We start from the raw sequence: 24,961 nt of genomic DNA, 5'->3' as shown, positions 1-24,961 counted from the left end.
ATCCCATGGACTACCTCTCCGATCTCCACATCGACGGCACCTGGCGCGCGGGCGCCGGCGGTGCGACCTTCCCAGTGCTCGATCCCTCTGACGGCAGCGAGCTCGCCCGATTCGCGATCGCGACCGAGGCCGACTGCCTCGCCGCGGTGGAGGCCGCCGACGCCGCCTTCGACGGGTGGGCCGCAACCCCGCCGCGTGTGCGGGGCGAGGTGCTGCGCCGCGCCTACGAGATCCTCACCGAGGAACGGGAGATCTTCGCCGAGATCATCGTGCGCGAGAACGGCAAGGCGTTCTCCGACGCGCTCGGTGAGGCCGACTATGCGAAGGAGTTCTTCCGTTGGTTCTCGGAGGAGGCCGTGCGCATCGGGGGAGACTTCCGCCTCTCGCCCAGCGGCGACAAGCGCATCGTCGTGACCCGGCAGCCCATCGGTGTGTCCGTGCTCGTGACCCCGTGGAACTTCCCGGCCGCCATGGCCACCCGGAAGATCGCACCCGCGCTCGCCGCCGGATGCACGACGGTGCTGAAGCCCGCGAGAGAGACCCCGCTCACCGCCGCGTACATTGTCGGGGCGCTCGAGCGCGCGGGTGCGCCGCGGGGCGTCGTGAATCTCGTCACCCCTGTACCCACCGGTCCCGCGGTCGCCGCCATGATCGCACACCCCGCAGTGCGCAAGCTCTCGTTCACGGGGTCGACCGAGGTCGGCCGGGTGCTGCTGCACGAGGCGGCCGACACGGTCGTGAGCGCCTCGATGGAGCTGGGCGGCAATGCACCGTTCCTCGTGCTCGAGGGAGCGGATGTCGACCTCGCCGTCGAGGGCGCGCTCGTCGCGAAGATGCGCAACGGCGGTTCGGCCTGCACGGCGGCGAACCGCTTCTACGTGCACGACTCGCTGCACGACGAGTTCGCGGAGAAGCTCGCCGTCGCGCTCGGTCGGTTCACGGTCGGGCCGGGGATCGATCGCGCCAACACTCTCGGCGCCCTTGTCTCGCTCGAGGAGCGTGACAAGGTCGCCGACCTCGTCACGACGGCTGTCGCCGAGGGTGCCACCGTCATCCTCGGCGGCGAGAGGATCGGCGGCGGCGCGTTCTACCCGGCGACTGTGCTCGTCGACGTGGAGCACGGCTCGACGATCAATCAGACCGAGATCTTCGGTCCTGTCTCCGCACTCGTGCGGTTCAGCACGGTCGACGAGGCGGTGCGGATGGCCAACGACACGATCTACGGGCTCATCGGCTATGTCTTCGGTCGCGAAGACGAGGCGCTGCGCGTCGCGCTACGAGTGGATGCCGGAATGGTCGCCGTGAACCGCGGAGTGCTGAGCGATCCGGCCGCCCCGTTCGGCGGCACGAAGCAGAGCGGGCTCGGGCGCGAGGGAAGCTCGGAGGGAATCCTCGAATACCTCGAGGAGAAGTACATCGGACTGGCTCCGTGACTCCTCCTCCGCTCGCCGGGCCGCCTCCTGCGGATGTGCCGCGCCAGGCCGGACCCCTGCGGATCGGCCTGCTCGGCGCGGGTATGATCGCGAGCTTCGACTGGGGCATCCTGCCGGGGTTTCACCACCTCCAGGGCGCCGCGGAGCTGACCGCGATCGCCGCGCCGAGCGACGCGCATACCGGGGCGCTCGCCGCGGAGTACGGCATCCCCCACGTCTACCGCTCGGTCGACGAGATGCTCGAGGCGGATACGGTCGACGCGGTCGTGAACATCACACCGATCGCCGCACACGCGGAGACATCGCTCAAGATCCTCTCAGCGGGCAAGCACCTGATCTCGGAGAAGCCGCTCGCGAGCACACTCGCCGAAGCGGATGAGCTCATCGACACAGCCCGCGCCGCAGGCGTGATGATCGTCTGTTCGCCGCCGCGGATGCTCGAGCCGGCCCGCGTCCGAGCCCGCGAGCTCGTGAGACAGGGCGCGATCGGCACCGTCGCCTTCGCGCGGGTGCGCAGCTCGCACGCCGGCCCCGCATGGCAGGCGTGGCCCGCCGACCCCTCGTGGTTCTATGCTGCGGATGCGGGACCGCTGATGGACATGGGGCCGTACGGTATCCAGGAGATCACCGGCATCCTGGGCCCAGCCCGGGCGGTCATGGCGATGTCCGGGCGCACCTCGGAGACCAGGACGGTGGCCGGTGGCCCGTTCGCGGGCTCGATCGTGCCGGTCGAGGCGGACGACAACACCCTGCTGCTGCTCGACTTCGGCGGAGGTGCTTTCGCGATGGTCGATTGCACCTTCAACCTTCGGGCGGCGACCTCACCCGACGTCGAGATCTTCGGTCACGCGGGGACGATCGTGCTCGGCAATGATCGGGTCGCCTCCGAGGTGCCCGCTCTGCAGCTCTACCGAGTGTCGGACGACGGGGTGAACGGCGAGTGGCGGGATGCCACCGGCCCGGGGTATCGGCGAGACGTCGATCGAATTCGGGCGGTGCGGCGGGCCATCCTGGTGCAGCATCTCCTCGACTGCCTCGTAAGCGGCGCGCCTCCCGTGCTGTCGGCCGAGCACGCCCGTCACACCCTCGAGATCATCCTCGCCGCCAAACGCTCCGCCGCGACGGGGCGGAGGGTGGAGCTCGCGACCTCGTTCTGAGCTCGTCACCGCGGATCGCGAGCGTCGGGTAGAGCGAACCTCGTCAACCTCGTCACCGAGCCGCGAGGGTTGTGAAGGCCGTGAGAGAGTGGAGCATGGCCCCATCGTCACCTCGCCGACGGCTCGAACGCGCCGTGCGCCGAAACGAGATCGTCGAAGCCGCCACCGCCCTCATCGCCGCACGAGGCTATCGCGGTCTCACTCTCGCCCAGTTCGCGGATTCGTGCGGCATGACGGTTGCGGGGATGCTCCACCACTTCGCCTCCCGCGAAGAGCTCCTCGTCGCGGTGCTCGACAATCGTGACCGTGTCGATGCGGCGGTGACCGGCTTTCCCCGCGACCTCCACGCGTCGCCTCTCGAGGCGCGCGCGGCCCTCGATGCGATCGTCGCGCACAACATCGAGCAGCGGGGCATCATCAGCCTCTACACGATCCTGGGTGCCGAGTCCCTCGATCCGAGCCATCCTGCAAGCGAGTACTTCGCCGCGCGCCTGGCCGAGTCGGTGTCGATCGTCGCCTCGTTGGTGAGTTCCTGGCATCCGAATCCCGAGTCGTTCGCGATTCAGACGATCGCCTTTATGGACGGCCTGCAGCTCAACTGGCTGCGCGACCCGTCGATCGACTTCGCGGGGGAGTGGGCGCGTTTCGCGGACCGGATTTTCGTCGAGGTGTCGTAGCCGCGGCTGCCGAGGTCGACCGATGTCGGGAGCGGCCGGCGAGGATGTCTGCGGACACGGCCGAGGGGCGGAACGCTCGCTGGCGCCCGCCCCTCGGTCGATGGCGGTGACTGCACCGCCATCCGTTCGACTACTCGGCTATGCGCGTCGTCGTCTGATGCTCATCGCGGTCACGGCCGCGATGCCGAGACCGAGCAGCAGCCCGGCCGCAGCCAGCAGGCCGTCGGTCGGAGCCCCGGTGGCCGGCAGCCTCTTCGCGGGGTCGACCGCAACGACCTCGTCCACGGGAACGACGACCTCATCGTCGGGCTCGGGTGCGAGAACCGCGATGCCGTCCCAGCCGACGAGGGTGCCGTTGGTGCGGAGCACGGCGATCTTGTGCTCGCCGACCACCGTGTCGGCCGGAACCGTCACGGTCAGAGTTCCTTCGGCCGAGACGACCGAGCGATCGAGCGGGACGGCCTCGGAGAAGAGCTGCGTCTCGAGTGTCTGACCGGCCAGCTCGGTGCCCACGGTCACGACGATCGACTCGCCCTGCACGACGGAGTCGGGAACCGTCACGGCACCTCGGGCGTCCTCGGTCAGATCGGCGTCGGTGACGGGCTCGCTGCACACGAAGTCCGTCCAGCCGGCCGCCATCCCGAGGCTTCCGAGCATGTGCTGCAGCAGGAGCGGCTCGCTCCAGAACGAGCCGGAGTGGCCGAGCGCGGTGTAGACGGAACGACCGCCGTCATAGGGCTGGCACCAGGCGATCGGGTGATCGCCCATTCCCGTGGAACCCGTGTAGCCGCCGGGCTGATAGCTCGACTCGTCGAGCGAGAGCAGCACCCGCACGTCGTCGCGGGGGTTCGTCTGGAAGTTGTACCACTCGTCGGTGCGTATCCACGGCTGCGGCAGTCCCTCGGTCGCGGGTGTGTCCGTCACCTCGACGTTGACGGTCGCCTCCTGGAACTGCGCCGCACCGGAGCCGGGCGCCGGCGGGTGGTCTTGGAAGTATGCGCCGACGAGCTCGCCGTACCACGGCCAGTCGTACTCGGTGTCGGAGGCGGAGTGCACCCCGAGGTATCCGCCGCCGGCCTGGATGTAGCGCTCGAACGCGCCCTGCTGGGTCTCGTCGAGGATGTCGCCCGTCGTGCAGAGGAACACGACCGCGTCGTAGTCGGCGAGGGCGTCGTCGGTGAACACCGAGGCGTCCTCGGTCGCGTCGACCGCGAAACCGTTCTCCTCGCCGAGGGCCGAGATCGCGGCGGTGCCGCTCGCGATGCATTCGGTGTGACGGAAGGCGGCGGTCTTCGAGAAGACGAGCACGGATGGCTCTGCGCTGTCGGCCGCGTAGGCCGGGGCCGCGGCGACGGCACCGCCGATCACCATAAGGGCTGCTGCCGCGAGAGCGGCGGGATAGAAGGTCTTCATTGATCATCTCCGCATCGACAGGCGTCCCCCATGGACGCCCCGAGTTTGTTGTCTAATACAACTGATTCACCGTTCGCTTGTCAATGATTTCTTAGATAAGAGCACGAATAGCCACAATTTGGGATGCACGGGCCGGCTGAGTCGGAGTTCAGGCAACAACAAATTCGCGTCACCGGCCCGCTTCCGGCTGTTGTCCGGTGACCCGCTGAGGATCGTCGCTTCCGAGCAGAGCCACGAGACTGTTCGCGGCGTCGCGCCCGGCCCGGTTCGCGCCGATCGTCGACGCCGAGGGACCGTAGCCGATGAGGTGCACCCGCGGCTCACCGGCGACCATCGTCTTGTCCATGACGATGCCGCCGCCGGGGCCGCGGAGCTTCAGCGGGGCGAGATGGTCGAGCGCGGCGCGGAAGCCGGTGGCCCAGAGGATGACGTCGGCGTGCAGGAAACCGCCGTCGGCCAGCCGCACCCCGTCGCGTTCGATGCGCGAGAACATCGGACGCCGGTCGAACACCCCGCGAGCCGCCGCCGCGCGCAGCACGGGCGACCAGATCAGACCCGTGACCGCGACGACGCTCTGCGGGGGCAGGCCGAGACGCACGCGCTCCTCCACGCGGGCGACGGCGTCGTGCCCGGCCTGCGAGTCGAACTCCTCGTCGCGCCACTCCGGCTCCCGCCGTGTGAACCAGCTCGTCGCGGTGACGTGCGAGATCTCCTCGAGCAACTGCACGGCCGAGATGCCACCGCCCACGACCACAACGTGCTCGCCGGCGAACTCCTCGGCGGAGACGTAGTCCGCGACGTGCAGCTGGCGCCCGGCGAAGTCGGATCGGCCGGGGTAGCTGGGCCAGAACGGCTTCGTCCAGGTGCCCGTCGCGTTGATCACGGCACGAGCCGACCAGGTGCCCGCGTCGGTCTCGATGAGCAGCCGGCCGTGAGGATCGTCGTCCTCCCGCCGTACCGCCGTCACCACGACCGGCCGCAGCACGGGCAGCTCGAGCTGCTGCTCGTACGAGGCGAAGTAGCGCGGCAGCATCTGCGAGCTGGGCTCGTTCGGGTCGATCTGCGGCTTCGCGATCCCGGGCAGGTCGTGGATGCCGTTGACCGTCGCCATCCGCAGCGAGTTCCAGCGATGCTGCCACGCGCCGCCCGGCCCGCGCTCGGCGTCGAGCACGATGTAGCTCAATGGCGGCGTGCTGAGCGGGTCCGCGGCATCCGCGGCATCCGCGGCGTCCGTGGCCGGGACGAACCCGCGCCGGCGCAGGTGGAACGCTGCGGAGAGCCCGGCCTGCCCGGCCCCGACCACCACGACGTCGGCGAGGCGGGTCGTGGCGCGTGCGGCTGCGGCGGGCCCGGCACGCTCGGCGGAGACGGCTGGCTCGGCGGATACGGCGGATACGGCGGATACGGCGGGCACAGCGGACGCGGCAGGCACAGCGGCGGTATCGGCGGCGGGCACGGTCGCGGCGTTCCGGGGGATGGTCGCCGCGCTCTCGCTCACTCCGGTGTCAACGCACGGGATGCCTGCAGCCTTCCCGAGGCCGGGTCGCGGTGCTCCTCGCCGCCCGTCGTCCTCTGCTCCCGTCTCTGCTCCTCTCTCATCCTGTTCCCCGGGGTGTGCTGCGAGTAGCGTGGGCGCATGGCAAGCGAAGCGATCGTCCTGCCCGTCGAGGGCCCGCACGGCCCGCGCGAGATGCGGATCTCGAGCCCGGGGCGCGTGCTCTGGCCCGAGCCCGGGATCACCAAGCTCGATCTCGCGAACTACATGGTTGCGGTCGGCGAGGCCTTCGTCGCGGCCAACGGCGATCGTCCGGTGTCGCTGCAGCGCTTCCCCGGCGGGATCGACGGCGAGCAGTTCTTCTCGAAGAACCCGCCGAAGGGCGCACCGGAGTTCGTGCGATCGGTGATGGTCGTCTACCCGAGCGGGCGCACGCATCCGCAGCTCGTGATCGACGAGCCGGCCGCCGCGGTCTGGGCCGTGCAGATGAACACCGTCGTCTTCCACCCCTGGCCGTCGCGGGCGGAGGACTCCGACAACCCCGACCAGCTGCGCATCGACCTCGACCCGCAGCCGGGCACCGACTTCGACGACGCGATCCCCGCGGCGCTCGAGCTGCGCTCGGTGCTGGCCGAGGCCGGGCTCGACGCGTTCGTGAAGACCTCGGGCAACCGCGGCATCCACGTCTTCGCGCCGATCGAGCCGACGCACGAGTTCCTCGACGTGCGGCATGCCGTGATCGCCGCGGCTCGCGAGCTCGAACGACGGATGCCGCAGAAGGTCACGACCGCGTGGTGGAAGGAGGAGCGCGGCACCCGTGTCTTCGTCGACTTCAACCAGGCGAACCGCGACCGCACGATGGCCGGCGCCTACAGCCCGCGAGCTCTCGCCCACGCGTCCGTCTCCTGCCCCATCGAGTGGGACGAGCTCGAGGGCACCGACCCCCGCAGCCACACGATAGAGACCGTTCCCGAGCGGCTCAGAACGGTCGGCGACCCCTGGGCGCGGATGCATTCCACATCCGGCATACTCGACGTGCTGCTCGGCTGGTGGGAGCGGGATGTCGCGGCCGGCCTCGGCGAGCTGCCCTTCCCTCCCGACTTCCCGAAGATGCCGGGGGAGCCTCCGCGCGTGCAGCCCAGCCGCGCCCGCAAGCCGGACGCGAGCTGAGCCCCCAGAGCCTCCTGCCTGCCGGTGCCGGAACGCGCGGTGTCGCGCTAGCCGATGCGGCGGAAGCGGTGGGCCCTGACGTCCTCGCCGACGACCGACCACGGATGCGGCTGCGAGCGTTCGAGCAGCTCGACGAGCTCGGGGTCCACCTCGTAGTACTCGTAGACGCCGCCCGACTCGAAGCTCACCGTGAGCGTGCGGGTGCGCGGATCGTAGGATGCCCCGTCCAGGGCGTCGGAGTCGATGGGGTCGAGCGCCATCAGACGAGCACCCGTGTGAGGTCGTAGGCGGCGGGGAGCTCGAGCTGCTCGAAGGTGCACGAGCGCGGCTCGCGGTCGGGGCGCCAGCGGAAGAACTGCGCGGTGTGCCGGAAACGCGAGCCCTCCATCTGGTCGTAGCGCACCTCGGCGACGAGGCTCGGCCGCAGCGGCACATAGGAGACGTCTTTGCCGGAGGAGAACCGGTTGCGCTCCGTCTCGGCGACCACGATCTCGCCGGCCTCGTCCCTGAGCACGAAGGGCTCGAGCTCGTCGACGAGCTCGAGGCGGCGGGCGTCGCTGAACGCCGAGGCGCCGCCCACGTTGCGCAGCTCGCCCTCCGCGTCGTAGAGCCCGAGCAGTATCGAGCCGACGCCGCGACCGCTCGTGTGCACGCGATAGCCGCGCACGACGACATCCGCTGTCCTGTGATGCTTCACCTTGAGCATCACGCGTTTGCCGGGGGAGTAGGCGGCGTCGAGGCGTTTGGCGACGACCCCGTCGAGCCCGGCGCCCTCGAACTCGACGAGCCAGCGGCGGGCGAGCCCGACATCCGTGGTGGTCTGCGTGAGGTGGAGGGGCGCGGGGAGCCCGGCGACCAGGGTCTCGAGCGCTGCGCGGCGCTGCCCGAAGGGGCGGTCGAGAAGGCTCTCGTCGCCCTGCGAGAGCAGGTCGAAGGCCACGAACGAGGCCGGCGTCTGCTGCGAGAGGGTGCGGATGCGGCTGGCCGCCGGGTGGATGCGCTGCGAGAGCGCCTCCCAGTCGAGTCGTTCGCCGCCCGCGTTCGCCGTGCGCACGACGATCTCGCCGTCGAGCACGCACGGTTGGGGCAGCAGTCGGCTGAAGGCGTCCACGAGCTCGGGGAAGTACCGGGTGAGCATCGTGGAGCCCCGGCTGCTGATCTCGACGGTCTCGCCGTCGGCGTAGACGATGGCGCGGAAGCCGTCCCACTTGGGCTCGTAGCTCAGGCCACCGGGAACGCCGTCCGGCTCGGGCACGACGTCGACCGCCTTCGCGAGCATGGGGGTGATCGGAGTTGCGGCCGAGAGTTCCATCCCTCGATCATCGCGCCTGCGGCGTGCCGGCGACAGGGGTGGCGCTCGGCGGCGACATCCCACACGGCCCCATCGACGGATGCGCAGGCGAGGGGGCGCATCAGCACCCTCCTGCCGTTCGCCCAGCGCGCCGGCGAGGTCGGCCTGGACGCGTTCGCTCTGGGCGAACAGACCAGCCCGCTGTTCATCCCGTGGTCACCTACCCCTGCTGGAGGCGTCATCCTGTCCTCCACAATTGGGTGCGCGCGGTAGTTATCCACAGGTATTTGTGCTGATCACAGAGGAAAACGGATGTCGGTGGCTGCTGATTCACTGGACGCATGTCGATCGAGAGCCTCGCCCCGCCGCCCGGTGCCGCCACGGGATCGGTGACCGATACGGATGTCGCGGCGCCCGATGCCGTTCTGCGCCCGGTGGCGATCGACGAGCTGGTCGCGCAAACGGAGGAGCTCGTCGCGGTGTGGGTCGACGCCTTTTTCGCGTCGGCATCCGCAACCGCCGATGGAGCGGCATTGTCGATGACGGATGAGGGCCTTCTGAGGGTGGTGGCTGCGGTCGCGTCGTTGCGACGGATGGTGGACGCCGTGTCGGTGAGGGTGGCCGGGGAGGTTGCCGAGCGCTCCCGTGCGGAGCTGGGCGCGGAGGGTGTGGCGCGGCGACTGGGCGCGTCGACCGTTGCGGGTCTGCTGGGTCAGCGGTGGGGGATGTCGCGGTCCACGGCATCCCGGTTCGTCGAGGTCGCAGGCGCGGCGTCCGGCGGCCGGTCGTTGACCGGAGAGGTGCTGCCGCCTCGGTTCGAGGCGTTCGCTCGGGCGATGGCGGCCGGCGCCCTGGGGGTCGAGCACGCCGCGGTGATCGCGAAGGTGCTGGCGGAGACGGGTCCGGTCGCCGATCCGGGGCAGTTGGCCGCGGCCGAGCGTGTTCTCGTGGAGGAGACGTCGGCGCTGACGGTTGAGGAGACACGATCGTTTGCTCGGATGGTGCGCGATCGACTCGATCAGGATGGCGCCGAACCCCGAGAGGAACGGCAGCTGCGGCGTCGGCGGTGCCGGCTGACGATGCTCTCCGACGGCATGATGCGGTTGGAGGCGTTCCTCGACCCGCTGTCGGCCGGGATCGTGAAGACCGGCATCGACACCCTCATCGCCCACCACATCCGCGCGGCCCGCTTCGAGGGCGAGCCCACCGGTGCGAGCCGTGCGAGCACCCCGGTCGATCACGCCGACCCCGGCGACATCGACGGGCATGCAGACATCTCCGATGCCGATGCCGGGGCGCTCAGCGGTGTGGCCAGGGGCGATGCGGCCCGGATGGGCGAGCATCGAAGCCTGGACCAGCTGCGCGCCGACGCGCTCGTCGACGTGTTCCGGCACGCCGCATCCTGCACCTGCCCCGGCGACCAGCCGGCGATCACCGTGATCGTGCGGATGACCCTCGACCAGCTCCGGGGCGAAGCAGGCACGGCGTCCATCGACGGCGTCGACGAGACCATCACCGCCGCTCGCGCTCGTGAACTGCTCGGGGCGGCGGGCATCATCCCCGAAGTCCTCGGCAGCCGCGGTGAGACCTTCGACCTCGGACGCACCCGGCGCCTGTTCAGCGCAGCGCAACGCCTGGCCCTCGCCGGCCGCGACGGCGGATGCTCCTTTCCGCGGTGCAGACGCCCGCCCGCGTTCACCGAAGCCCACCACATCCGCTGGTGGGCGAGAGACCACGGCGACACCAGCCTCGACAACGGCACGCTGCTCTGCTCGGAGCATCACCATCTCGTCCACCGCGACGGCTGGCATCTCGAACTCCGGGGCGACCGCGTCTGGTACGTCCCACCCCCGCACATCGATCCCGCGCGGACCCCCATCCCCGGCGGTCGACCACGCCCGAACCTCGCACAACCGCCGCCATAAAAGAGCTGCAGCGTCTGCGTGGGAGATCCTGCGTCAGGACTCTGCGTCAGGTGACCCTGCGTCGGAAACCCCTGCGTCAGACGATGAGACTCGTGCGCAGCGTGACGAGGTGGTTTCTGCTCGACGTCGCCGCGTGATCGCTCCGGTGGTGACGGATGGCGGTCAGGACGATGGTGTGGTCGTCGTGGTCTGTGCGCTGCACCTCGGCGCTCGGGCCGATGCGCACGAGGTCGATCATCGCCCTGCGCATCCGGGGCAGGAACGAGTCGAACAGCTCGTTCAACAGCGGGTTGTGCGCAGACGCGATCACCGAGCGGTGGAACTCCATGTCGATGTCGACGTAGTCCTCGACCGATGCCTCCACGGAGGCTCGATTGCGGGCTTCGAGGAGTGTCTCCATCGCACGGAGATCCGAGCGGGTGCGCCGATCGGCTGCGAGCCTGGCGGCCTCCGTCTCGATCGCGATACGTCCCTCGATGACCTCGGCGATCTTCGCCCGGCGCACGGCCGTCTCCCAGTTGTCCACGGGAGACAGCGAGCGCACGAAGATCCCGACGCCGGGCCTGAACTCGAGCACGCCCGAGCCGGCCAGCTCGAGCATCGCCTTTCGCATGCTGGGTGCACTCACACCGAACTGCATGGCGAGTGTCGTCTCGCCGGGCAGACGCTGGCCGCGGCGCCACTCGCCGGTTCCGATGCGAGCGAGAAGCGCTTCAGCGACGTGTTCCGGTCGAGGATGCCGGTGGACGAGGTTCATCGGGAGTCCGCCCTTCGGCTCGGCTGACGAGTGGTGCGCGCTAAGCGTAGTCGACGAAGCGGAACGGCCGGTTACCGCTCAGGGACCAGCTCAGGGACCAGCTCACGGACCGGCTCAGGGACCAGCTCAGGGACTACTCGTCCCGGTCGGGCGTCCGCGTGACAGCTGCCCCGGTGGCGCGGGGAACGGCCGCCCTGCGTGGCCGGATCGCGAGGAGCAGGGCAGCGGCGGCGAGAAGAGCGGCGGCGGTCCAGAGTGCGGCGGCGGGGTCGGCTCCCGTAGCGGCGAGCCTCGCGGCATCCGCTGTCGGGCTCGTCGGGCTCGGAGCCGGCGCGACGGTGGTGGGCTCGGAGGGTGCGCCGCTCGGCTCCTCCTCGCCCACTCCGCCGCCCTGATCGGCGAAGGCCGTCCGGATCGCCGCGGTGACCTGGCCGGCGAGGAAGGCGACCCCCGCCGGGTTCGGGTGGAGCACACCGAGTTTCAGGTCGATGTCGGGGTCAGGCGTCGGGGTTCCCGTGTGCGGAGTGTTGGGCACGTGCGGGATGAGGCTGATGCCGTTGACGAAGGCGTCCGCAGCGCTTGCGCAGGCGCTGTGCGACTCGGTCAGCGGAAGCGTCGACAGGTAGGTGGCGCCGTGGGCCTGCGCCTGTTCGCGGATCGCGGCATCCAGTCTCGCCTCCGTCTGATGCAGGTAGGCGGTGTCGGCCGGGGTGAAGGGGAAGGCGTTCTCGGGGAACGGCGGCACACCCGTGCCGAGTGCGGAGCTGAAGCATCCCGCGGCCGGGATGTTCTCGATGTCGGGCGAGATCGCGGGGTAGCCGATCACGAAGACCTCCGCGTTCGGCGCCTTCTGCGCGATGAGCGCAAAGGTGTTCGCGAGGGCCGGTGCGACGGTGGTCTCGAGCTTGTACGCGAGCTGGTCGATGAACTGGTCGGGGTTGAAGTAGTCCTTGCAGTCGGAGTAGACCCCGCCGCCACCGAGCACGGGGCCGGTGGGGCTCAGCGCGACGCAGAAGGCCGCGACATCCGCGAAGCCGAGGTCGTTGCCGCCGATCGTCACCGTGACGATGTCGGTGTCGGCGCTCAAGGAGTCCGATTGCACGGGAGCGGTGCCCGCCCCGGTGATCGTCGTCTGCGGAGTGTCGATGATGTTCGCCGTGACGGCGCCGCTGCACGTGACGTCGGTGAGCCCGAGGCCGAACTCCGCGGCGACGAGGTGCGGGTAGTTCTCGTCGGCCTGGAAGCATCCGGGGGCGGGGAGCTCGCTGTACGGGGTGAGACCGAAGCCGGCCGAGTACGAGTCGCCGAGTGCCACGTAGTCGAGCCCGCTCAGATCCGGGAGGGTCGGGGCGGGGTCGCTCGCCTCGAGAGCGTTCGTCCCGGAGACGGATGCCGCGACCGCGGGTGCCGCCGCGGCGGGGCTCGTCGTCACGACCGCTGCGCTCGCCATCGTCGGCGCCATCGTCGGCGCCATCGTCGGCGCCATCGTCGTCGGCAGCACGGCGGCGACGAGCGCGAGCCCGATCACAGCGAGGCTGCGGATGCCGCGGCTCACCGCTGACGCCGCGGGATCGTGGAGGGCGGACCCGGACGCGAGAACTCTCTGCTTCGGCACATCGACAGGCTATCGGCGGTGGGCGGCACGGGGAAGATCCCTGTGCTGTGCTGTGCAGCCCGCCTGCGCTGATGCTGATGCGACGCGTGCGGTGACCGTTACTGGCCGGCGAACTCCGGGCAGTAGGATTCCGCCGCGGCCACGGCGATCACGTGATCGTTGTAGCCGGGCGAGGGCTCGCCCTCGCTGTCGTAGCCGATGACGTCGATCGTCGAGCTCGACTGGCCTTCGCCGTAGAGGTTGCAGGCGGTCCATCCGGCATCGATGAGATCGGAGTCGACCGCGGTGTCCATGCCGATGAGCCCCTCGCGCACGGCGCCGAGGTACACGCTGTCGGGCGAGGGCTGGGCGACGGGCGGCGGCGGGGGAGTCAGCGGCACCGAGATGATCGCCCCGTCGCTGTTCTTCGTGCCGGGAACGCCTTCCTCGCCGGCCGGCGCCTGCCCCGCCTCGCCGCCTCCGCCGTTCTCCGATGCCGGAGCGTCGGGAGCCGCCGTTGGCTTCGGGGTCTTCGTGCCGGGGGTGGGGGTGCTGCTCGGCGTCGCCCGCGACGTCGCCGTCGTGCGCGTCTGCTCGGCGGTGGGGGTTCCCGCGGAGCATCCCACGAGTGCGAGAAGCGTGAGGGACGCCGCGGCCACGGCGGTCGCCACGCGCGCGCCCTGCGCACGCCGTGCTCGCGCGCGCGGCGTCGGGGTGTGCGGCGCCTGCGCGTGCGGGGCCTGTGCGTGCGACGTCTTCGCCTCTGCGGAAATCACTGCTCGTCCGTGAACCATCCGGAAATTATGGCAGAACACGCACTGTGATATGTCACACCTGCAGAATTCTCGGGGAATTTCGAGGTGCGGGCGGAGCCGGTCGCGGCGTCGGTCGTGCGGTCTAGGCTGTGAAACGCGAGCCGTCACGCGAGAACGCTGCAGAACCGCTCGATACAACCGCTCGATACAACCGCTCGACAAGAGCGCTCGACAGAACCGCTCGATCGCGAAAGGGTGCGAAGGATGCCGGAGCCCGAGAACATCGTCATCGTGGGGGCCGCGCTGGCAGGCGCCTCCGCGGCCAAGACCCTGCGCGAGGAGGGCTACCGCGGTCGCATCAGGCTGATCGGGGCCGAGGAGCACAGCCCGTACATCCGCCCGCCGCTGTCGAAGGACTACCTGAGCGGGGAGGCGGAGCGCTCCTCGGTCTTCGTCGAAGACGAGCGCTGGTACGCCGACAACGACGTCGAGCTGCTGACCGGCACGAGGGTCGCGAGCATCGCGCCCGCGGAGCACGCCGTCACGCTCGAGAGCGGCGAACGGCTCGACTACGACAGGCTGCTGCTGGCGACCGGATCGTCGCCGCGGTCCGTCGAGCTGCCCGGCGTCGAGCTCGAGGGCGTGCACTACTTGCGCACGCTCGACGACTCCGAGGCCCTGCGCCGCTCGCTCGCCGACGGCGGCAAGCGGCTCGTGCTCATCGGCTCCGGCTGGATCGGCATGGAGGTCGCGGCGACCGCGCGCACGCTCGGCAACGAGGTCGTTGTGCTCGAGCGCGGTCGCTTCCCGCTCGCCGCGGCGCTCGGAGACGAGCTCGGCCGGATGTTCGCCGATCTGCATGCCGAGAACGGCGTGCAGATCCGTCCGTCCACCGTCGCCGACGGCATCGTGGGCGAGGGAGGGCGGGTGACCGGCGTCTCCGTGGGAGACGAGGTGATCCCCGCCGACCTCGTGCTCGTGGGCATCGGGGCCACGCCGAACGTGAGTCTCGCGGCATCCGCCGGTATCGGGGTCGACAACGGCGTGCTCGTGGACGCCGCGCTGCGCACGAGCGCCCCCGACGTCTTCGCGGCGGGCGACATCGCCAACGCCTACCACCCGGTCGTCCGGATGCGCTTGCGCAGCGAGCACTGGGCGAATGCCCTGAACAGCGGGGCCGCGGCGGCGAAGTCGATGCTCGGGCACGATGTCTCGTACGACGCCATCCCGTATTTCTACACCGACCAGTTCGACCTGGGCATGGAGTACTCGGGCTACGGCCCGCTCGCGGCCGGTGCCGAGCTCGTGTACCGCGGAGACCGCGAGACGCGGGAGTTCATCGTCTTCTGGGTCGCCGACGGCAGAGTCGTCGCGGGCATGAACGTGAACGTGTGGGATGTGAACGAGGCCGTGCAGGGGATCATCCGGCGAGGCAACGCCGTGGATGCCGCGGCCCTCGCCGACGAGAGCGTTCCCCTCGAGAGCCTCTGAGCTCGCCGGGCTCTCTGGGCTTTCCGTGTTCTCCGAGTTCTCCGTGCGCCTGAGGCCCTCTCCGGCGGCGACAGCTCAGTGGAACAGGACGAGCTTGGCGATGACGAGCACGCTCATCAGCGCGAGCGTCACGACCGCGACGAGCACGAGCCGCCAGCCGCGCACACCTCTCAGGTAGATGCTGCCGGTCGCGATGGAGGTGAGCAGGAACGCCGCCGTCGCGACGGCGAAGAGCGTGGCGGTCTGCTGATCCACGCCGAGCACCACGAGCAGCAGCACGACCGCGAGCGGGAGGAACGCGGCGGAGAGGATGGGCGCGCTCACGGCCAGGTGGTGCCTGACGGTCGCGCCGAGGCTCGTCGAGCTGAGCTCCTCTCCTTTGGCGTGGGGCTGCGGACCGATCGTGTAGGCGAAGACGTGGGTCGCGAAGTAGACGAGGTTGGTGGTGACGACGATCACGATCACGGTCCACAGGGGTCTGTCGCCGATGCCGATGAGCGTCGCGGCGGCCACGAGGTAGCCGTACGCCCCGGCGCTCACGCGCTCCGCGGCATCCGCGCTCAGCTCGTGGTCGAAGACCCGCTTCCGTGTGCCCGTCACAGGGACACTCTGGCAGGGATGCCCGCGCGGCACATCCCCGGCAGGCCACGTCGCGGGCACATCCCCGTCATACCCGGATGCCGGCGCTGCGTCTCGTTAGCCCTGCGTCTCGCTACCCCTGCGCCTCGACCGAGACGTCGTGCCATGTCTCCCAGAGCGCGATCCTCGACGCGTAGTCTGCTTTCGCGATGGTCAGGGGGGTCTCTCCGAAGAAGATCCGCAGCGGCGGCTCCTCGGCATCGACGATCTTCAGCACGGCGGCGCCGGTCGCGCCGGGGTCGCCGCGCGTCGCGAGCGTCGCCTTGCGTCGTTCGGCCACGGCGGCGCGCACGCCCTCATAGGCGGGGTTCTCCGCAGCCCGGATCGCGGAGTCCCCGGCCCAGTCGGTGTCGAAACCGCCGGGCTCGATGAGCGTGACGTGGATGCCGAAGGGCGCGACCTCTGCGGCCAGCGCCTGCGAGAGACCCTCCAGCGCCCACTTCGAGGCGTGGTAGAGCGCGAGACCGGGGAACGCCGTGATGCCGCCGATCGACGACACCTGGATGATGTGCCCGCTGCCCTGCTCGCGCAGGAAGGGGAGTGCCGCCTGGGTCATCCAGAGCGCTCCGAAGACGTTCGTCTCGAGCTGCGCCCGCGCCTCCTGCTCGCTGACCTCCTCGACGAAGCCGAACAGGCCGTAGCCGGCGTTGTTGACGACGACGTCGAGGCGGCCGAAGTGCTCGTGGGCGCGAGCGACGGCGGCCTGTGCGGCGGAGCGGTCGGTGACATCCAGCTGGAGCGGCAGCACGGCGTCGCCGTAGCGGGAGACGAGCTCGGCGAGGCTGTCGACGTTGCGGGCGGTCGCGGCGACCCGGTCACCGCGATCGAGGGCGGCGATCGCCCACTCCCGCCCGAAGCCGCGGGAGGTTCCCGTGATGAACCAGACCTTCTCCGCCGCGGATGGCGTGCCCGTGCTGGTTTCGACCGCGTCCGTATCGACCGCGTCCGTATCGACCGTGTTCGTTTCGACCGTGTTCGACATGATGGTCCTTCCTTCGGAGAGGGGCTCCGGCGGGGGAGTCCACGGCTCGGCAACCGACGTGGCGACCAGCGTATTCCGTCTGCGCCCCGACACGCCCAGGTGTTCGAGCCCCATCCTCGGCCGGTGATCTGTGGAGCATCTATGCGTCTGCATGGAGGTTTCTCTCAGGTGGGCTTGTAAGGATGTACGCCGCAGTCGCCTACCCCCGCGGAAAACCTAGCCCGCAGGCCTGCCGCGCGAAGCCACCCGGGCTCCGCCAACCCGACATTGACCGTCACGCCACGTCATACGTGCAGAGTGCGTCGCAGAGCGCGCGCACTCCTCCTCCACTCGCGACCTCGTCGCGCAGTGGTCCACGGATGCCTGCACTCCACCATCGCGAGTGTTGCGTGTGGCTCGACCATTGGAATCCATGTTCACCGCATCACAGATCTTCACTCGTACAATCTTCACTCGCAAAATGCTCGTCCCCGTCGTCGCCGTCGCCGCGACCGGTTCCCTCCTCGTCGCGGGCCTCGTTGTGCACTCGACGGTCACGCGAGCGCAGAGCGTGGCCGCGACCACCGAGCTCGCCGAATCGACGGGTCTCCACTCCGAACAGCTGTCCGTCTACGCCGGCGTCGCCCGAGCGCACGTCGACAAGCGCGCCGAACAAACGCTTGACCAGGCGAATCAGATCATCGCTGCCGTTCACGACAAGGTGGATGCCACGCCCCTCGTGACCTCGGTCGCCTCCCTCGCCGACTATCGCAGCCTCGACGAGGCCACCGTCTCGGCGCTCTCGGCGCAGACCGAGGCGGCCGCGAGCAGCGTGCAGGCAGCCGCGGCGGAGGCCGATCGGGTCGCCGCCGAGGCCGCCGCAGCTGCTGCCGCCGCCGAGGCCGCGCGGGTCGCCAACACGCCCGCGGGGGCGAAGGCGACCGCCCGGCAGATGGCCGCCGACCGCTACGGCTGGGGCGACGGCGAGTTCTCCTGCCTGAGCCAGCTCTGGCAGAAGGAGTCGGGCTGGTCGTACACCTCGATGAACCGCAGCAGCGGGGCGACCGGCATCCCGCAGGCGCTTCCCGGCAGCAAGATGGCCTCGGCCGGCCCCGATTGGCAGACCAACGCGGCCACCCAGATCGCCTGGGGCCTCGACTACATCGCGCGCGGCTACGGATCGCCGTGCGGTGCGTGGTCGCACTCGACCTCCGTCGGCTGGTACTGAGCTGAGCTGAGCCGACCTGAGCCGAGCCGGGGCCGGGCTGCCGAGGCGAGAGCCCTCGTGCTCTGAGCCTCGTGCGCTGACAGCCCCGCTCAGCCGATCTTGGTGAGCGCCGTGAGCGACATCGTCGAGGACTGACCGTTCTGGCAGGTCTGGTAGAGCAGGTCGTAGCCGTGCGGGATGTCGGCGGTCGTCGCGACCGACTGGTCGAGCATCTTCACGATGCCCTCGACCCGGTAGGTTCCCGCGCGCACACCGGTGAGAGTGATGATCGTGCCCGCGTCGTCGGGGAAGTTCTTGCCGCCGCACGACCAGTGCTCGGCGATGGAGGGCGTTCCGTACTGCGCCGTGAGGTCGACCGATCCGCGGCACTCGTCGAGCTCGGGGATCCATCCCGCGGTCCACACGTCGTTCGTGTAGCGCTCGCGCAGGATGCGGTCCTGCTCCGACTGCCACGCGGCGACGGCCGTGTCGACGCTCGTGGTCGGCTCGCCGAGCAGCCGCGCGAGCGCCGTCAGCTCCGCGGCGGCGTCGAAGTCGAAGCCCGCGAGCTGCTCGGTGCGCTCGCGGTATCCGGAGCCCGCCGTGATGAAGACGTCGTCAGGGTCGGATGCCGCGACCGCGCGTGCCTGCGAGAGCTCGTCGTTCGCGGCGTCCACGAGCCCGCTCGCCGTGTCGACGGCCTGGGCGAGCGTCGTACGCGGCTGCTCGTCGAGCACACGGCCGTCGCTGTCGTCGAGCACGGCCTGGGCGTGCGCGAGCGTCTTCTCGCCCTCGTCGACGAGGATCGTGGCGCTGCTCTGCCGTTCCTGGAACCGCGCGAGCGCCACGTCGTACTCCGACTGCGCCGAGGCCCGGTAGGCCTGCACCGTCACCGAGCCGCCGACCACGACGACGGCCGCCGCGATCGCCGAGGCGATGAGCCAGCGCCGCCGGCGCGACGAGGCGCGGGCGCCCGCGAGCGCGGCGGCACGCGTGCCGGGCAGCTCGCCGGCCGTGCTCTCGTCGGTTCTGGTCTCGTCGCTCATGTCTCGTGGGTGCTCGTCAGCGCTCGTCGGTGTTCGTCAGTGCTCATCGGATGGGATGCCGTGCTCCCTCTAGTGTGACGTGTTCCCGGCGCAGGGAGAAGCCCGGGGGCGCATGCCGCGGTTGCGACATCCGCCCTCTGCCCGTTCGACGGAGTGCCTGTCGGCGCGCGAGTGCCTGTCGACGGACGAGCGTTCCAGGCGCGGTGCTCTGCGGCTACGCGACCGCGGGTGCCGTGCCCGGGCGGTCGAAGCGCGCGCCGGCGGGGTTGCTCGGCTGCAGGAAGAAGACGAGCAGGATGATCCAGCCGATCAGGGGCAGCAGCATCCAGAACAGGTGGAAGGCGCTGTGGTTCGAGTCGTGCAGACGGCGGGCGCCGACAGCCAGGGTGGGGAGCAGGATCGCGAGGCTCCAGAGGTAGGAGAGCCATTGCACGGTCTCGCGTGCGCCGTCGGGGAGCACCGAGGCGACGAGCTGCACGGCGACGTTGACGATCAGCACGAAGAGATACCACCACCAGTACTCGGAGCGGGTCGCGCGGCCGAAGAAGTCGACGTACTTGCGGAAGACGGTGGAGATGGCGGTGCCGAAGGTCACGATGTTGTCCTCTCTACGGTGAGATCAGCGTCGCGAGACCAGCGCGGGTGCCGATGCAACGGGATGTCGTCATCTGCGGCGCCGGTGCGTGCTGATGTCGGTGCGTGATGTCGTGTGCGATGCCACTGAACGTTCGTCCCCCCAACGAGGACGGTCCCACCATAGTGGCGGCGTGTGCGATTCAGGGGAGGTGTGAAGTGCCCTGTTCGCGGGTGACGCCGATGAGCTCGGCGATCTCGGCTCCGGCGGCGACGAGCGCGAGGGTGCGCTCGGCGATCGTGGTGAGCCGGGTGCGGAGGGCCTCGGCCGGGAGGTCGAGGTCGTCGAGGTCGTCGAGATCGGCGAGCTCGCGGATCGACCGGATGGTGCCCCGCACCTCGGGGATCCGGTAGCCGGCCGCGCGCAGTGCCGAGGTGATCCGGGCCTCGCGGATGGCCGCTGGAGGGTAGCGCCGTGCCGCGTGCGCGGTCACGCGCTCGGGCCGCACGAGTCCGGACTGCTCCCAGAAGCGGAGGGTCGAGGCGCGCACGCCGAGGGCGGCGGCGAGCTCGGTGATCGTCATGACGTCGTCGTCGGCCTGATCTCCCCGCCCGGTCTCGACGGTCTCCTCGCCCCTCGCCTCCGCCTGGATCAGACGCAGTGCGCGTTGCGCCGCGAGCGCGTCGTCGCGCTGCCGGGCCAGCGTCACGTGAAAAGAGCTGATCAGGGCCATCGCCTCGTCGAAGGGAAGGCCGCGCGCGTCTCGGAGGGCGCGCCGCGCTGCGACCGGGCCGATGGCCACGGCGAGACCGCGGTACGCGCGTGCGGCGAGCAGATGCGCGGTCGTGAACACCCGGTAGCCGTTCGGAGCCCTGTGGGCGGGCGGGATGACGCCGAGACGCTCGAGGTCGCGTATCTGCTGCACCGAGTAGCCCGACGCCGCGGCGACCGCCGCCGTCGTGAGTGGTGCGGATGTCACCCAACCCTCCATAAGCACTTCAATCTCACACTTGAACTATGAGTATGGGGCACAGAGGTGCGGAGCTGAAGGGCGTGGAACGGATGGACATCGATGCGGCGCAGACGAATCGGGACAGACTTCTCGAGACGATCCGGTCATTCGACGGGATCCTGGAGCTGGCGCCCGGCGAGGGCGGCGAGTTCCCGCGGCTCGCGTGGGGCGACTTCTTCTTCTACTACGCTCCCGACGGCGTGATCCCGACGGCCGTGCAGCCGTACGCGACGATCGTCACGAAGGACTACCCCGACGACAGGCTGTCGGAGCTCGATCCGGCCGGCCGGTGGCGGGTCAACATCCACGTCGGCAGCGCCTCCTTCACCGAGCTCGTCGGCGAGAGCCCGCGCGACGTCGGTGCCCGCGGCCTCGACGCCCCCGGGCGGGACTTCAGCGAGCCGGACGTGTTCCTGCCGCATCCGGTCTACGGATCGCTCGGCTGGATCGCGGTCGTGAACCCGGGCGCCCGCACGATGGCCGCGATCGTCGAGCTGCTCCGCGCGGCCCACGAGCAGGAGCGTCGGCGCGTCATCCGTCGGGCGCAGGCGCGTGCCGACGTCGCCGCCCGCGATGGTGCCGGGGACGCCGGGGTGGTCGACGACAGCGCAGCCGACGACAGCGCAGGGTGAGGCTTCCGATCGGGCTCAGTCGATCCTCACCGTCAGAACGGGCTCGACCCGCGCGAGCTCAGGGCCCAGCCCGATGTCGATGAGCCGCACCCGCCCGGCGAGACGGTTCGCGGGCTCGAGCAGCAGCCCGGCCTTGCAGCCGCCGAAGGTGACGGTCACGTCGGCCGGCAGCACGGTCGGATCGGGGACGCTCCCGTCGTCGGCGCCGATGCCGCTCGGCAGGTCGACCGCCACGACGGTCGGGCGCTGCGCGGCATCCGCGAGAGCCGGCAGGATCGCCGCGACGACCTCGCGCGCCCGCCCGCGCAGCGCGGGATCGGCGGTTGTGCCTGTGCCCAGGATGCCGTCGACGACGACGTCCGCACAGACGGCGAGCTCGCCGAGTCGAGCAGCGGACGCCGCGGGCTCGAGCACAGCGCCGGCGTCGAGTGCGGCGGCCAGCCCCTCGGCATGCAGCCGTGACCCGCACGGCACGATCGTCACCCGGGCTCCAGCGCTCGCGAGCAGGCCGCCGGCGTAGAGCGCGTCGCCGCCGTTGTTGCCCGAGCCCACGAGCAGCAGCACCCCGGCGCCGGCCACGCTCCCGGGCATGCTCCCCGTCTCCGCTGTCTCCGCTGCGATTCCCGCCGTGATCTCTGCCGTGATCTCTGCCGCGAGGGCCGCCGCCGCGAGCCGCATAAGCGGTTCCCCGGCGGCGAGGTGTGGGGCCTCGGCCGCGCGCACCTGCTCGGCCGAGTATCCGCGGAGGGTGCCGGCATCCGTCCGGATGAAGTCGGCCACCCGCTCGCCGATGAGCACGGCCGTCGCGGCGGGTCCGCGCGAGGGCGCCGTGGGCAGGATCGATGTGTCGGCGACCCGCAGTCCCTCGACGCCGTGCACGCGCCCGTACTGGTCGACGACCGCGAGGGGATCGTCGGCCCGGCCGAGGCGTGCACTGCCGCAGAGGTGGATCGAGGTGCCGAGGTTGCGCAGGATCCACCCGTCGAGCCGCTCGTCGCTGCCGAGGTCGGCCGGGTCGAGGCTCGTGAAGCCGTCGAAGAGCGGCTCGAAGGCGCGGGAGAGCAGGAGCCGGGCGGTCGTGCGCACGGCGTCGCGCATCATCCGCCGGTCGTCGTCGGTCGAGAGGTAGTGGTAGTCGATGACCGGCGGCGCGCTCGGGTCGGACGTGTCGAGGGTGATCCGCCCGCGGGAGGTCTCCGCCTGCACCGAGACGAGGAAGCCGAGGGGTGCGGGCCGGGAGCTCTCGGGCCGCCGGGCGGCCGGTTCGAGCAGCTCGGGCATGGGCACGAGCGATTGCAGGATCTCGGCGTACGGCAGATCGAGGCTCGCCGACATCCACCGGCCGGCCGGCGGCTCGCCGAGCTCGTGCGCGGGCTGCCATTCGACGACGACCTGAGGATGATCGCTGAACTCGGCGCCGACGCCGGGCAGCTCGGCGACCACGGCGATGCCGAGTCGTTCGAGGGGCTCTCGCGGCCCGATGCCCGAGAGCAGCAGCAGCTGCGGTGTCTTCACGCTGCCCGCGGCGAGCACGACCTCCGTCGCCTCGATGACCGAGTGGATGCCGCCGCGCTCCACCTCCACGCCGATCGCCCGTGCCGCGCTCGCTGTGCCCGCGCTCGCCCTGCCCGCTGCGCCTGCTGCGCTCGCCGCGTCGTCGAACAGCACCCGCCGAACGAGGGTGTCGCCCTCGACCACGAGGTTGGGCCGCTCGAGGGCCGGCAGGATGTAGGCGAGGCCCGTGTTCCAGCGCACTCCGTGCGAGACGTTGGTGGGAACGGGCCCGAAGCCCGGCCCGCCCTGACCGTTCTTGTCGGGCTCCTCGGCGAAGCCGAGCTCGGCGCAGGCGGCGCGGAACGCCGTCGCGGCCGGATGGTCGAGCGCGGCGCGGGTCACGATCATCGGCCCCGAGCCGCCGTGCGCCGCGGTCTCGCCGAACTGCAGATCGGTCTCGAGGCGACGATAGACCGGCAGCGCCCTCTCATACGCCCACTGCTCGTTGCCACCCGCCGACCAGCGCTCGAAGTCCTCGCGGGTGGCCCGCACGAAGGAGGCGCCGTTGATCGTGCTCGATCCGCCGAGGATACGGCCGCGGGCGATCGAGTACGGGCGGTCCGGGCGCAGCCGTGCGGGGAACGCCCAGTTGTCGGGGTGGTCGGGGCGGGCGCCCTGCACGGTGCCGGCGTCGAGCAGCTCGGGCGGAAAGGCATCCGGTGTTCTCGGAACGGGGCCGGCCTCGAGCAGCAGCACCGAGCGATCCGGGTCTTCGCTGAGGCGGGCCGCCAGAGGGGCGCCCGCAGCGCCGGCGCCCACGACGATGACGTCGTAGCGAGCGCCGTCGTAGTGAGCGCCGTCGTGGCGAGCGCCGTCGTCGAACCGCTGACGACTCATGGCCCGGGCGGGGAGGGCGGCGAGGCGGGCGGCAGGGAGTGCTCCTGCCGGTCGAACGCCGTGTCGAGCATGCGGAACGCCTCGCTGAGCAGCTGGATGAGGTCGGCGTCATCGTGTTTGAGCCACTGCTCGTAGGCCGAGAGCGAGACGGCCAGGAACGCCCAGGCCAGGGTCTGGGGGCGCAGGCTGTCGACCGGCACATCCAGCCGCCCGGCGACGTACTCCGCGAGAACCTGTCGCCAGGCCGTGTAGCGCAGGGTGGAGTGCGCCATGAGGCTCGGGACGTTGAGCAGCAGCTCCATCCGCTGACGGTGGTAGGGCACCTCTTCGAGCGGGAAGCGGTTGAACTCGATGACGGCCGTGCAGAGCGCGTCGACGACGGGCATGTCGGCGGGCAGCTCGCGCAGGAAGACGCGCATGCGGTCGAGGAGCGTCTCGAAGTCGCCCCAGGGCAGGTCGTTCTTCGAGGGGAAGTAGCGGAAGAAGGTGCGCCGCCCGATGCCCGCCGAGGCCGCGATGTCGTCGACGGTCGTGTTGTCGAAGCCGTGCTCGATGAAGAGCTGCAGGGCCACGTGACTGAGCTCGGCGTGGGAGGTCGAGGGCTGGCGGCCGATGCGCGCGAGAGGGGCCGCTCGCTGGGCGTCGTCTGGTTCGTCACTCGGCATTCTCGATCACCCCTTCCCTTCGGCACTGAGTGTCATTAGTATCGTCCACATCACGGATTAATCGCCACAGCAGCCGGTTTAGCCTTGAGGAGCGTTTTATGGATCCCATCACTGTCGCCTCCACCACCGACGAGCAGTCGGCCCTGGACAATACGCAGCTCATCGATGAAGCGGTCGGGGCCGAGGCGGTGATCGAAGCCGATTCGCTTGTCGAAGAGGTCTCGATCGACGGCATGTGCGGCGTCTACTGAGCCGTTGACGTGACCACGCTGGACACCGCCGCGGTCGGACTGGACCTCGACCGCGCGTGGGATCTGCATCCGCAGGTGTCCGTTCGACCCGAGCCGTTCGGCGCCCTGCTCTACCACTTCGGCACCCGAAAGCTGTCCTTTCTCAAAGACCGTCGGCTCCTGACGGTCGTCCGATCCCTGGCCGACGCGCCCACGGCCCGCGCCGCGTTCTCCGCGGCCGGCGTCGTCGACGCGGACGTCCCACGGTACCAGCGCGCCCTCGAGACGCTCGCGCGCTCCTCGATGATCGTCGAGCGGCCGGCGGTCGACGACGACCGCTCGCCGCACGATTCGACAGGCGAAGACTCGACGGGCGCCGCGCACGACTCGACAGGCACAACGCACGGAGACACCGCGCACTAAACACACCGAGCACCGACCGGAAG

The 24,961-nt window shown here is 70.4% G+C and carries 24 protein-coding genes; 10 read left to right on the top strand and 14 right to left on the bottom strand.

The genetic code is table 11. The features are described from left to right. Nucleotides 1–5: 5 nt before the first annotated feature. The 3 genes from CLV54_RS16510 to CLV54_RS16500 all read left to right on the top strand — a co-directional run bounded on the left by CLV54_RS16510 (nt 6) and on the right by CLV54_RS16500 (nt 3,267). Nucleotides 6–1,433, top strand: a complete 1,428-nt coding sequence (locus CLV54_RS16510; RefSeq protein WP_100346099.1) for an NAD-dependent succinate-semialdehyde dehydrogenase — start codon at nt 6–8, stop codon at nt 1,431–1,433. Further along, nucleotides 1,430–2,590: a Gfo/Idh/MocA family protein gene (locus CLV54_RS16505; RefSeq protein WP_211294590.1), complete on the top strand. Its 1,161-nt coding sequence runs from the start codon at nt 1,430–1,432 to the stop codon at nt 2,588–2,590. The genes CLV54_RS16510 and CLV54_RS16505 overlap by 4 nt, the downstream gene beginning before the upstream one ends. A gap of 95 nt (nt 2,591–2,685) precedes the next feature. Further along, nucleotides 2,686–3,267, top strand: coding sequence for a TetR/AcrR family transcriptional regulator (locus tag CLV54_RS16500; protein ID WP_100346098.1), 582 nt, complete (start codon nt 2,686–2,688; stop codon nt 3,265–3,267). A 138-nt stretch (nt 3,268–3,405) separates the two neighbouring features. On the opposite strand, the gene CLV54_RS17840 is transcribed toward CLV54_RS16500, so the two are convergent. Both CLV54_RS17840 and CLV54_RS16490 read right to left on the bottom strand, forming a co-directional pair. Next, nucleotides 3,406–4,680: a ThuA domain-containing protein gene (locus CLV54_RS17840; RefSeq protein ID WP_211294589.1), complete on the bottom strand. Its 1,275-nt coding sequence runs from the start codon at nt 4,678–4,680 to the stop codon at nt 3,406–3,408. A 169-nt stretch (nt 4,681–4,849) separates the two neighbouring features. Beyond that, nucleotides 4,850–5,986, bottom strand: a complete 1,137-nt coding sequence (locus CLV54_RS16490) for an NAD(P)-binding domain-containing protein (protein ID WP_100346161.1) — start codon at nt 5,984–5,986, stop codon at nt 4,850–4,852. A 330-nt stretch (nt 5,987–6,316) separates the two neighbouring features. Here CLV54_RS16490 and ligD point away from each other — a divergent pair, with 330 nt between their 5' ends. After that, a complete protein-coding gene (ligD, locus tag CLV54_RS16485; protein ID WP_100346097.1) occupies nt 6,317–7,345 on the top strand; it encodes a non-homologous end-joining DNA ligase in 1,029 nt (342 codons plus the stop codon). 47 nt (nt 7,346–7,392) lie between these two features. On the opposite strand, the gene CLV54_RS16480 is transcribed toward ligD, so the two are convergent. Both CLV54_RS16480 and CLV54_RS16475 read right to left on the bottom strand, forming a co-directional pair. Next, nucleotides 7,393–7,605 carry a KTSC domain-containing protein gene (locus CLV54_RS16480; RefSeq protein WP_100346096.1) on the bottom strand — a complete coding sequence of 71 codons (213 nt, stop codon included), beginning with the start codon at nt 7,603–7,605 and terminating at the stop codon, nt 7,393–7,395. Further along, on the bottom strand, nt 7,605–8,657 hold the full coding sequence (locus CLV54_RS16475) for an ATP-dependent DNA ligase (protein WP_100346095.1): 1,053 nt from the start codon (nt 8,655–8,657) through the stop codon (nt 7,605–7,607). The genes CLV54_RS16480 and CLV54_RS16475 overlap by 1 nt, the downstream gene beginning before the upstream one ends. Before the next feature lie 320 nt (nt 8,658–8,977). Here CLV54_RS16475 and CLV54_RS16470 point away from each other — a divergent pair, with 320 nt between their 5' ends. Continuing rightward, nucleotides 8,978–10,561, top strand: coding sequence for an HNH endonuclease signature motif containing protein (locus CLV54_RS16470; RefSeq protein WP_100346094.1), 1,584 nt, complete (start codon nt 8,978–8,980; stop codon nt 10,559–10,561). Nucleotides 10,562–10,637: 76 nt separating this feature from the next. Here the strand turns inward: CLV54_RS16470 and CLV54_RS16465 are convergent, their stop codons facing one another. The 3 genes from CLV54_RS16465 to CLV54_RS16455 form a co-directional block, all read right to left on the bottom strand. Next, a complete protein-coding gene (locus tag CLV54_RS16465; RefSeq protein ID WP_100346093.1) occupies nt 10,638–11,318 on the bottom strand; it encodes a FadR/GntR family transcriptional regulator in 681 nt (226 codons plus the stop codon). Between the two features lie 133 nt (nt 11,319–11,451). Further along, the gene (locus CLV54_RS16460; RefSeq protein WP_157803044.1) at nt 11,452–12,933 is read right to left on the bottom strand and encodes an SGNH/GDSL hydrolase family protein; all 1,482 of its coding nucleotides are present in this window, start codon (nt 12,931–12,933) and stop codon (nt 11,452–11,454) included. Nucleotides 12,934–13,031: 98 nt separating this feature from the next. Beyond that, nucleotides 13,032–13,688 (bottom strand): DUF732 domain-containing protein, encoded by a 657-nt coding sequence (locus CLV54_RS16455; protein WP_157803043.1) that lies wholly within the window; start codon nt 13,686–13,688, stop codon nt 13,032–13,034. 243 nt (nt 13,689–13,931) lie between these two features. Here CLV54_RS16455 and CLV54_RS16450 point away from each other — a divergent pair, with 243 nt between their 5' ends. Beyond that, nucleotides 13,932–15,158 (top strand): NAD(P)/FAD-dependent oxidoreductase, encoded by a 1,227-nt coding sequence (locus CLV54_RS16450; protein ID WP_100346090.1) that lies wholly within the window; start codon nt 13,932–13,934, stop codon nt 15,156–15,158. A 75-nt stretch (nt 15,159–15,233) separates the two neighbouring features. Here CLV54_RS16450 and CLV54_RS16445 read toward each other — a convergent pair whose 3' ends face one another. Continuing rightward, nucleotides 15,234–15,758 (bottom strand): hypothetical protein, encoded by a 525-nt coding sequence (locus CLV54_RS16445; protein WP_100346089.1) that lies wholly within the window; start codon nt 15,756–15,758, stop codon nt 15,234–15,236. A gap of 112 nt (nt 15,759–15,870) precedes the next feature. Next, nucleotides 15,871–16,779 carry an SDR family oxidoreductase gene (locus CLV54_RS16440; protein WP_100346088.1) on the bottom strand — a complete coding sequence of 303 codons (909 nt, stop codon included), beginning with the start codon at nt 16,777–16,779 and terminating at the stop codon, nt 15,871–15,873. 460 nt (nt 16,780–17,239) lie between these two features. On the opposite strand from CLV54_RS16440, the gene CLV54_RS17625 reads away from it, so the two are divergent. Further along, nucleotides 17,240–17,986 carry an aggregation-promoting factor C-terminal-like domain-containing protein gene (locus CLV54_RS17625; RefSeq protein ID WP_157803042.1) on the top strand — a complete coding sequence of 249 codons (747 nt, stop codon included), beginning with the start codon at nt 17,240–17,242 and terminating at the stop codon, nt 17,984–17,986. 89 nt (nt 17,987–18,075) lie between these two features. On the opposite strand, the gene CLV54_RS16430 is transcribed toward CLV54_RS17625, so the two are convergent. The 3 genes from CLV54_RS16430 to CLV54_RS16420 form a co-directional block, all read right to left on the bottom strand. Then, the gene (locus CLV54_RS16430) at nt 18,076–19,011 is read right to left on the bottom strand and encodes a hypothetical protein (protein ID WP_100346087.1); all 936 of its coding nucleotides are present in this window, start codon (nt 19,009–19,011) and stop codon (nt 18,076–18,078) included. A 214-nt stretch (nt 19,012–19,225) separates the two neighbouring features. Beyond that, nucleotides 19,226–19,606: a DUF805 domain-containing protein gene (locus CLV54_RS16425; protein WP_100346086.1), complete on the bottom strand. Its 381-nt coding sequence runs from the start codon at nt 19,604–19,606 to the stop codon at nt 19,226–19,228. A 181-nt stretch (nt 19,607–19,787) separates the two neighbouring features. Continuing rightward, entirely contained in the window at nt 19,788–20,564 is a 777-nt protein-coding gene (locus CLV54_RS16420; protein WP_245861788.1) for a MerR family transcriptional regulator, read from the bottom strand. 83 nt (nt 20,565–20,647) lie between these two features. Between CLV54_RS16420 and CLV54_RS16415 the strand changes: the two genes are divergently transcribed. After that, nucleotides 20,648–21,229 (top strand): DUF6194 family protein, encoded by a 582-nt coding sequence (locus CLV54_RS16415; protein WP_211294588.1) that lies wholly within the window; start codon nt 20,648–20,650, stop codon nt 21,227–21,229. Between the two features lie 15 nt (nt 21,230–21,244). Here the strand turns inward: CLV54_RS16415 and mftG are convergent, their stop codons facing one another. After that, nucleotides 21,245–23,620 carry a mycofactocin dehydrogenase MftG gene (gene mftG, locus CLV54_RS16410; RefSeq protein ID WP_100346084.1) on the bottom strand — a complete coding sequence of 792 codons (2,376 nt, stop codon included), beginning with the start codon at nt 23,618–23,620 and terminating at the stop codon, nt 21,245–21,247. Next, entirely contained in the window at nt 23,617–24,285 is a 669-nt protein-coding gene (gene mftR / locus CLV54_RS16405) for a mycofactocin system transcriptional regulator (protein WP_100346083.1), read from the bottom strand. Before mftR ends, mftG begins: the two co-directional genes overlap by 4 nt. 98 nt (nt 24,286–24,383) lie before the next feature. On the opposite strand from mftR, the gene mftA reads away from it, so the two are divergent. Both mftA and mftB read left to right on the top strand, forming a co-directional pair. After that, on the top strand, nt 24,384–24,536 hold the full coding sequence (gene mftA / locus CLV54_RS18050) for a mycofactocin precursor MftA (protein ID WP_100346082.1): 153 nt from the start codon (nt 24,384–24,386) through the stop codon (nt 24,534–24,536). A 9-nt stretch (nt 24,537–24,545) separates the two neighbouring features. Next, nucleotides 24,546–24,938: a mycofactocin biosynthesis chaperone MftB gene (gene mftB / locus CLV54_RS16395; protein ID WP_245861787.1), complete on the top strand. Its 393-nt coding sequence runs from the start codon at nt 24,546–24,548 to the stop codon at nt 24,936–24,938. The last annotated feature ends 23 nt before the right edge of the window (nt 24,939–24,961 follow it).

This window comes from Compostimonas suwonensis (assembly GCF_002797855.1).
Lineage (GTDB): Bacteria > Actinomycetota > Actinomycetes > Actinomycetales > Microbacteriaceae > Compostimonas > Compostimonas suwonensis.
Note: the sequence above shows the minus strand (reverse complement) of the source record. Positions and strands in the feature narration are given on the sequence as shown.

Bases quoted from the DNA above. Each gene is read 5' to 3' on its own strand.
- CLV54_RS16510 (WP_100346099.1), top strand. From the start codon at position 6: ATGGACTACCTCTCCGATCTCCACATCGACGGCACCTGGCGCGCGGGC.
- CLV54_RS16500 (WP_100346098.1), top strand. From the start codon at position 2,686: ATGGCCCCATCGTCACCTCGCCGACGGCTCGAACGCGCCGTGCGCCGA.
- CLV54_RS17840 (WP_211294589.1), bottom strand. From the start codon at position 4,680: ATGAAGACCTTCTATCCCGCCGCTCTCGCGGCAGCAGCCCTTATGGTG.
- ligD (WP_100346097.1), top strand. From the start codon at position 6,317: ATGGCAAGCGAAGCGATCGTCCTGCCCGTCGAGGGCCCGCACGGCCCG.
- CLV54_RS16480 (WP_100346096.1), bottom strand. From the start codon at position 7,605: ATGGCGCTCGACCCCATCGACTCCGACGCCCTGGACGGGGCATCCTAC.
- CLV54_RS16475 (WP_100346095.1), bottom strand. From the start codon at position 8,657: ATGGAACTCTCGGCCGCAACTCCGATCACCCCCATGCTCGCGAAGGCG.
- CLV54_RS16470 (WP_100346094.1), top strand. From the start codon at position 8,978: ATGTCGATCGAGAGCCTCGCCCCGCCGCCCGGTGCCGCCACGGGATCG.
- CLV54_RS16465 (WP_100346093.1), bottom strand. From the start codon at position 11,318: ATGAACCTCGTCCACCGGCATCCTCGACCGGAACACGTCGCTGAAGCG.
- CLV54_RS16450 (WP_100346090.1), top strand. From the start codon at position 13,932: ATGCCGGAGCCCGAGAACATCGTCATCGTGGGGGCCGCGCTGGCAGGC.
- CLV54_RS16440 (WP_100346088.1), bottom strand. From the start codon at position 16,779: ATGTCGAACACGGTCGAAACGAACACGGTCGATACGGACGCGGTCGAT.
- CLV54_RS17625 (WP_157803042.1), top strand. From the start codon at position 17,240: ATGCTCGTCCCCGTCGTCGCCGTCGCCGCGACCGGTTCCCTCCTCGTC.
- CLV54_RS16430 (WP_100346087.1), bottom strand. From the start codon at position 19,011: ATGAGCGACGAGACCAGAACCGACGAGAGCACGGCCGGCGAGCTGCCC.
- CLV54_RS16415 (WP_211294588.1), top strand. From the start codon at position 20,648: ATGGACATCGATGCGGCGCAGACGAATCGGGACAGACTTCTCGAGACG.
- mftG (WP_100346084.1), bottom strand. From the start codon at position 23,620: ATGAGTCGTCAGCGGTTCGACGACGGCGCTCGCCACGACGGCGCTCAC.
- mftR (WP_100346083.1), bottom strand. From the start codon at position 24,285: ATGCCGAGTGACGAACCAGACGACGCCCAGCGAGCGGCCCCTCTCGCG.
- mftA (WP_100346082.1), top strand. From the start codon at position 24,384: ATGGATCCCATCACTGTCGCCTCCACCACCGACGAGCAGTCGGCCCTG.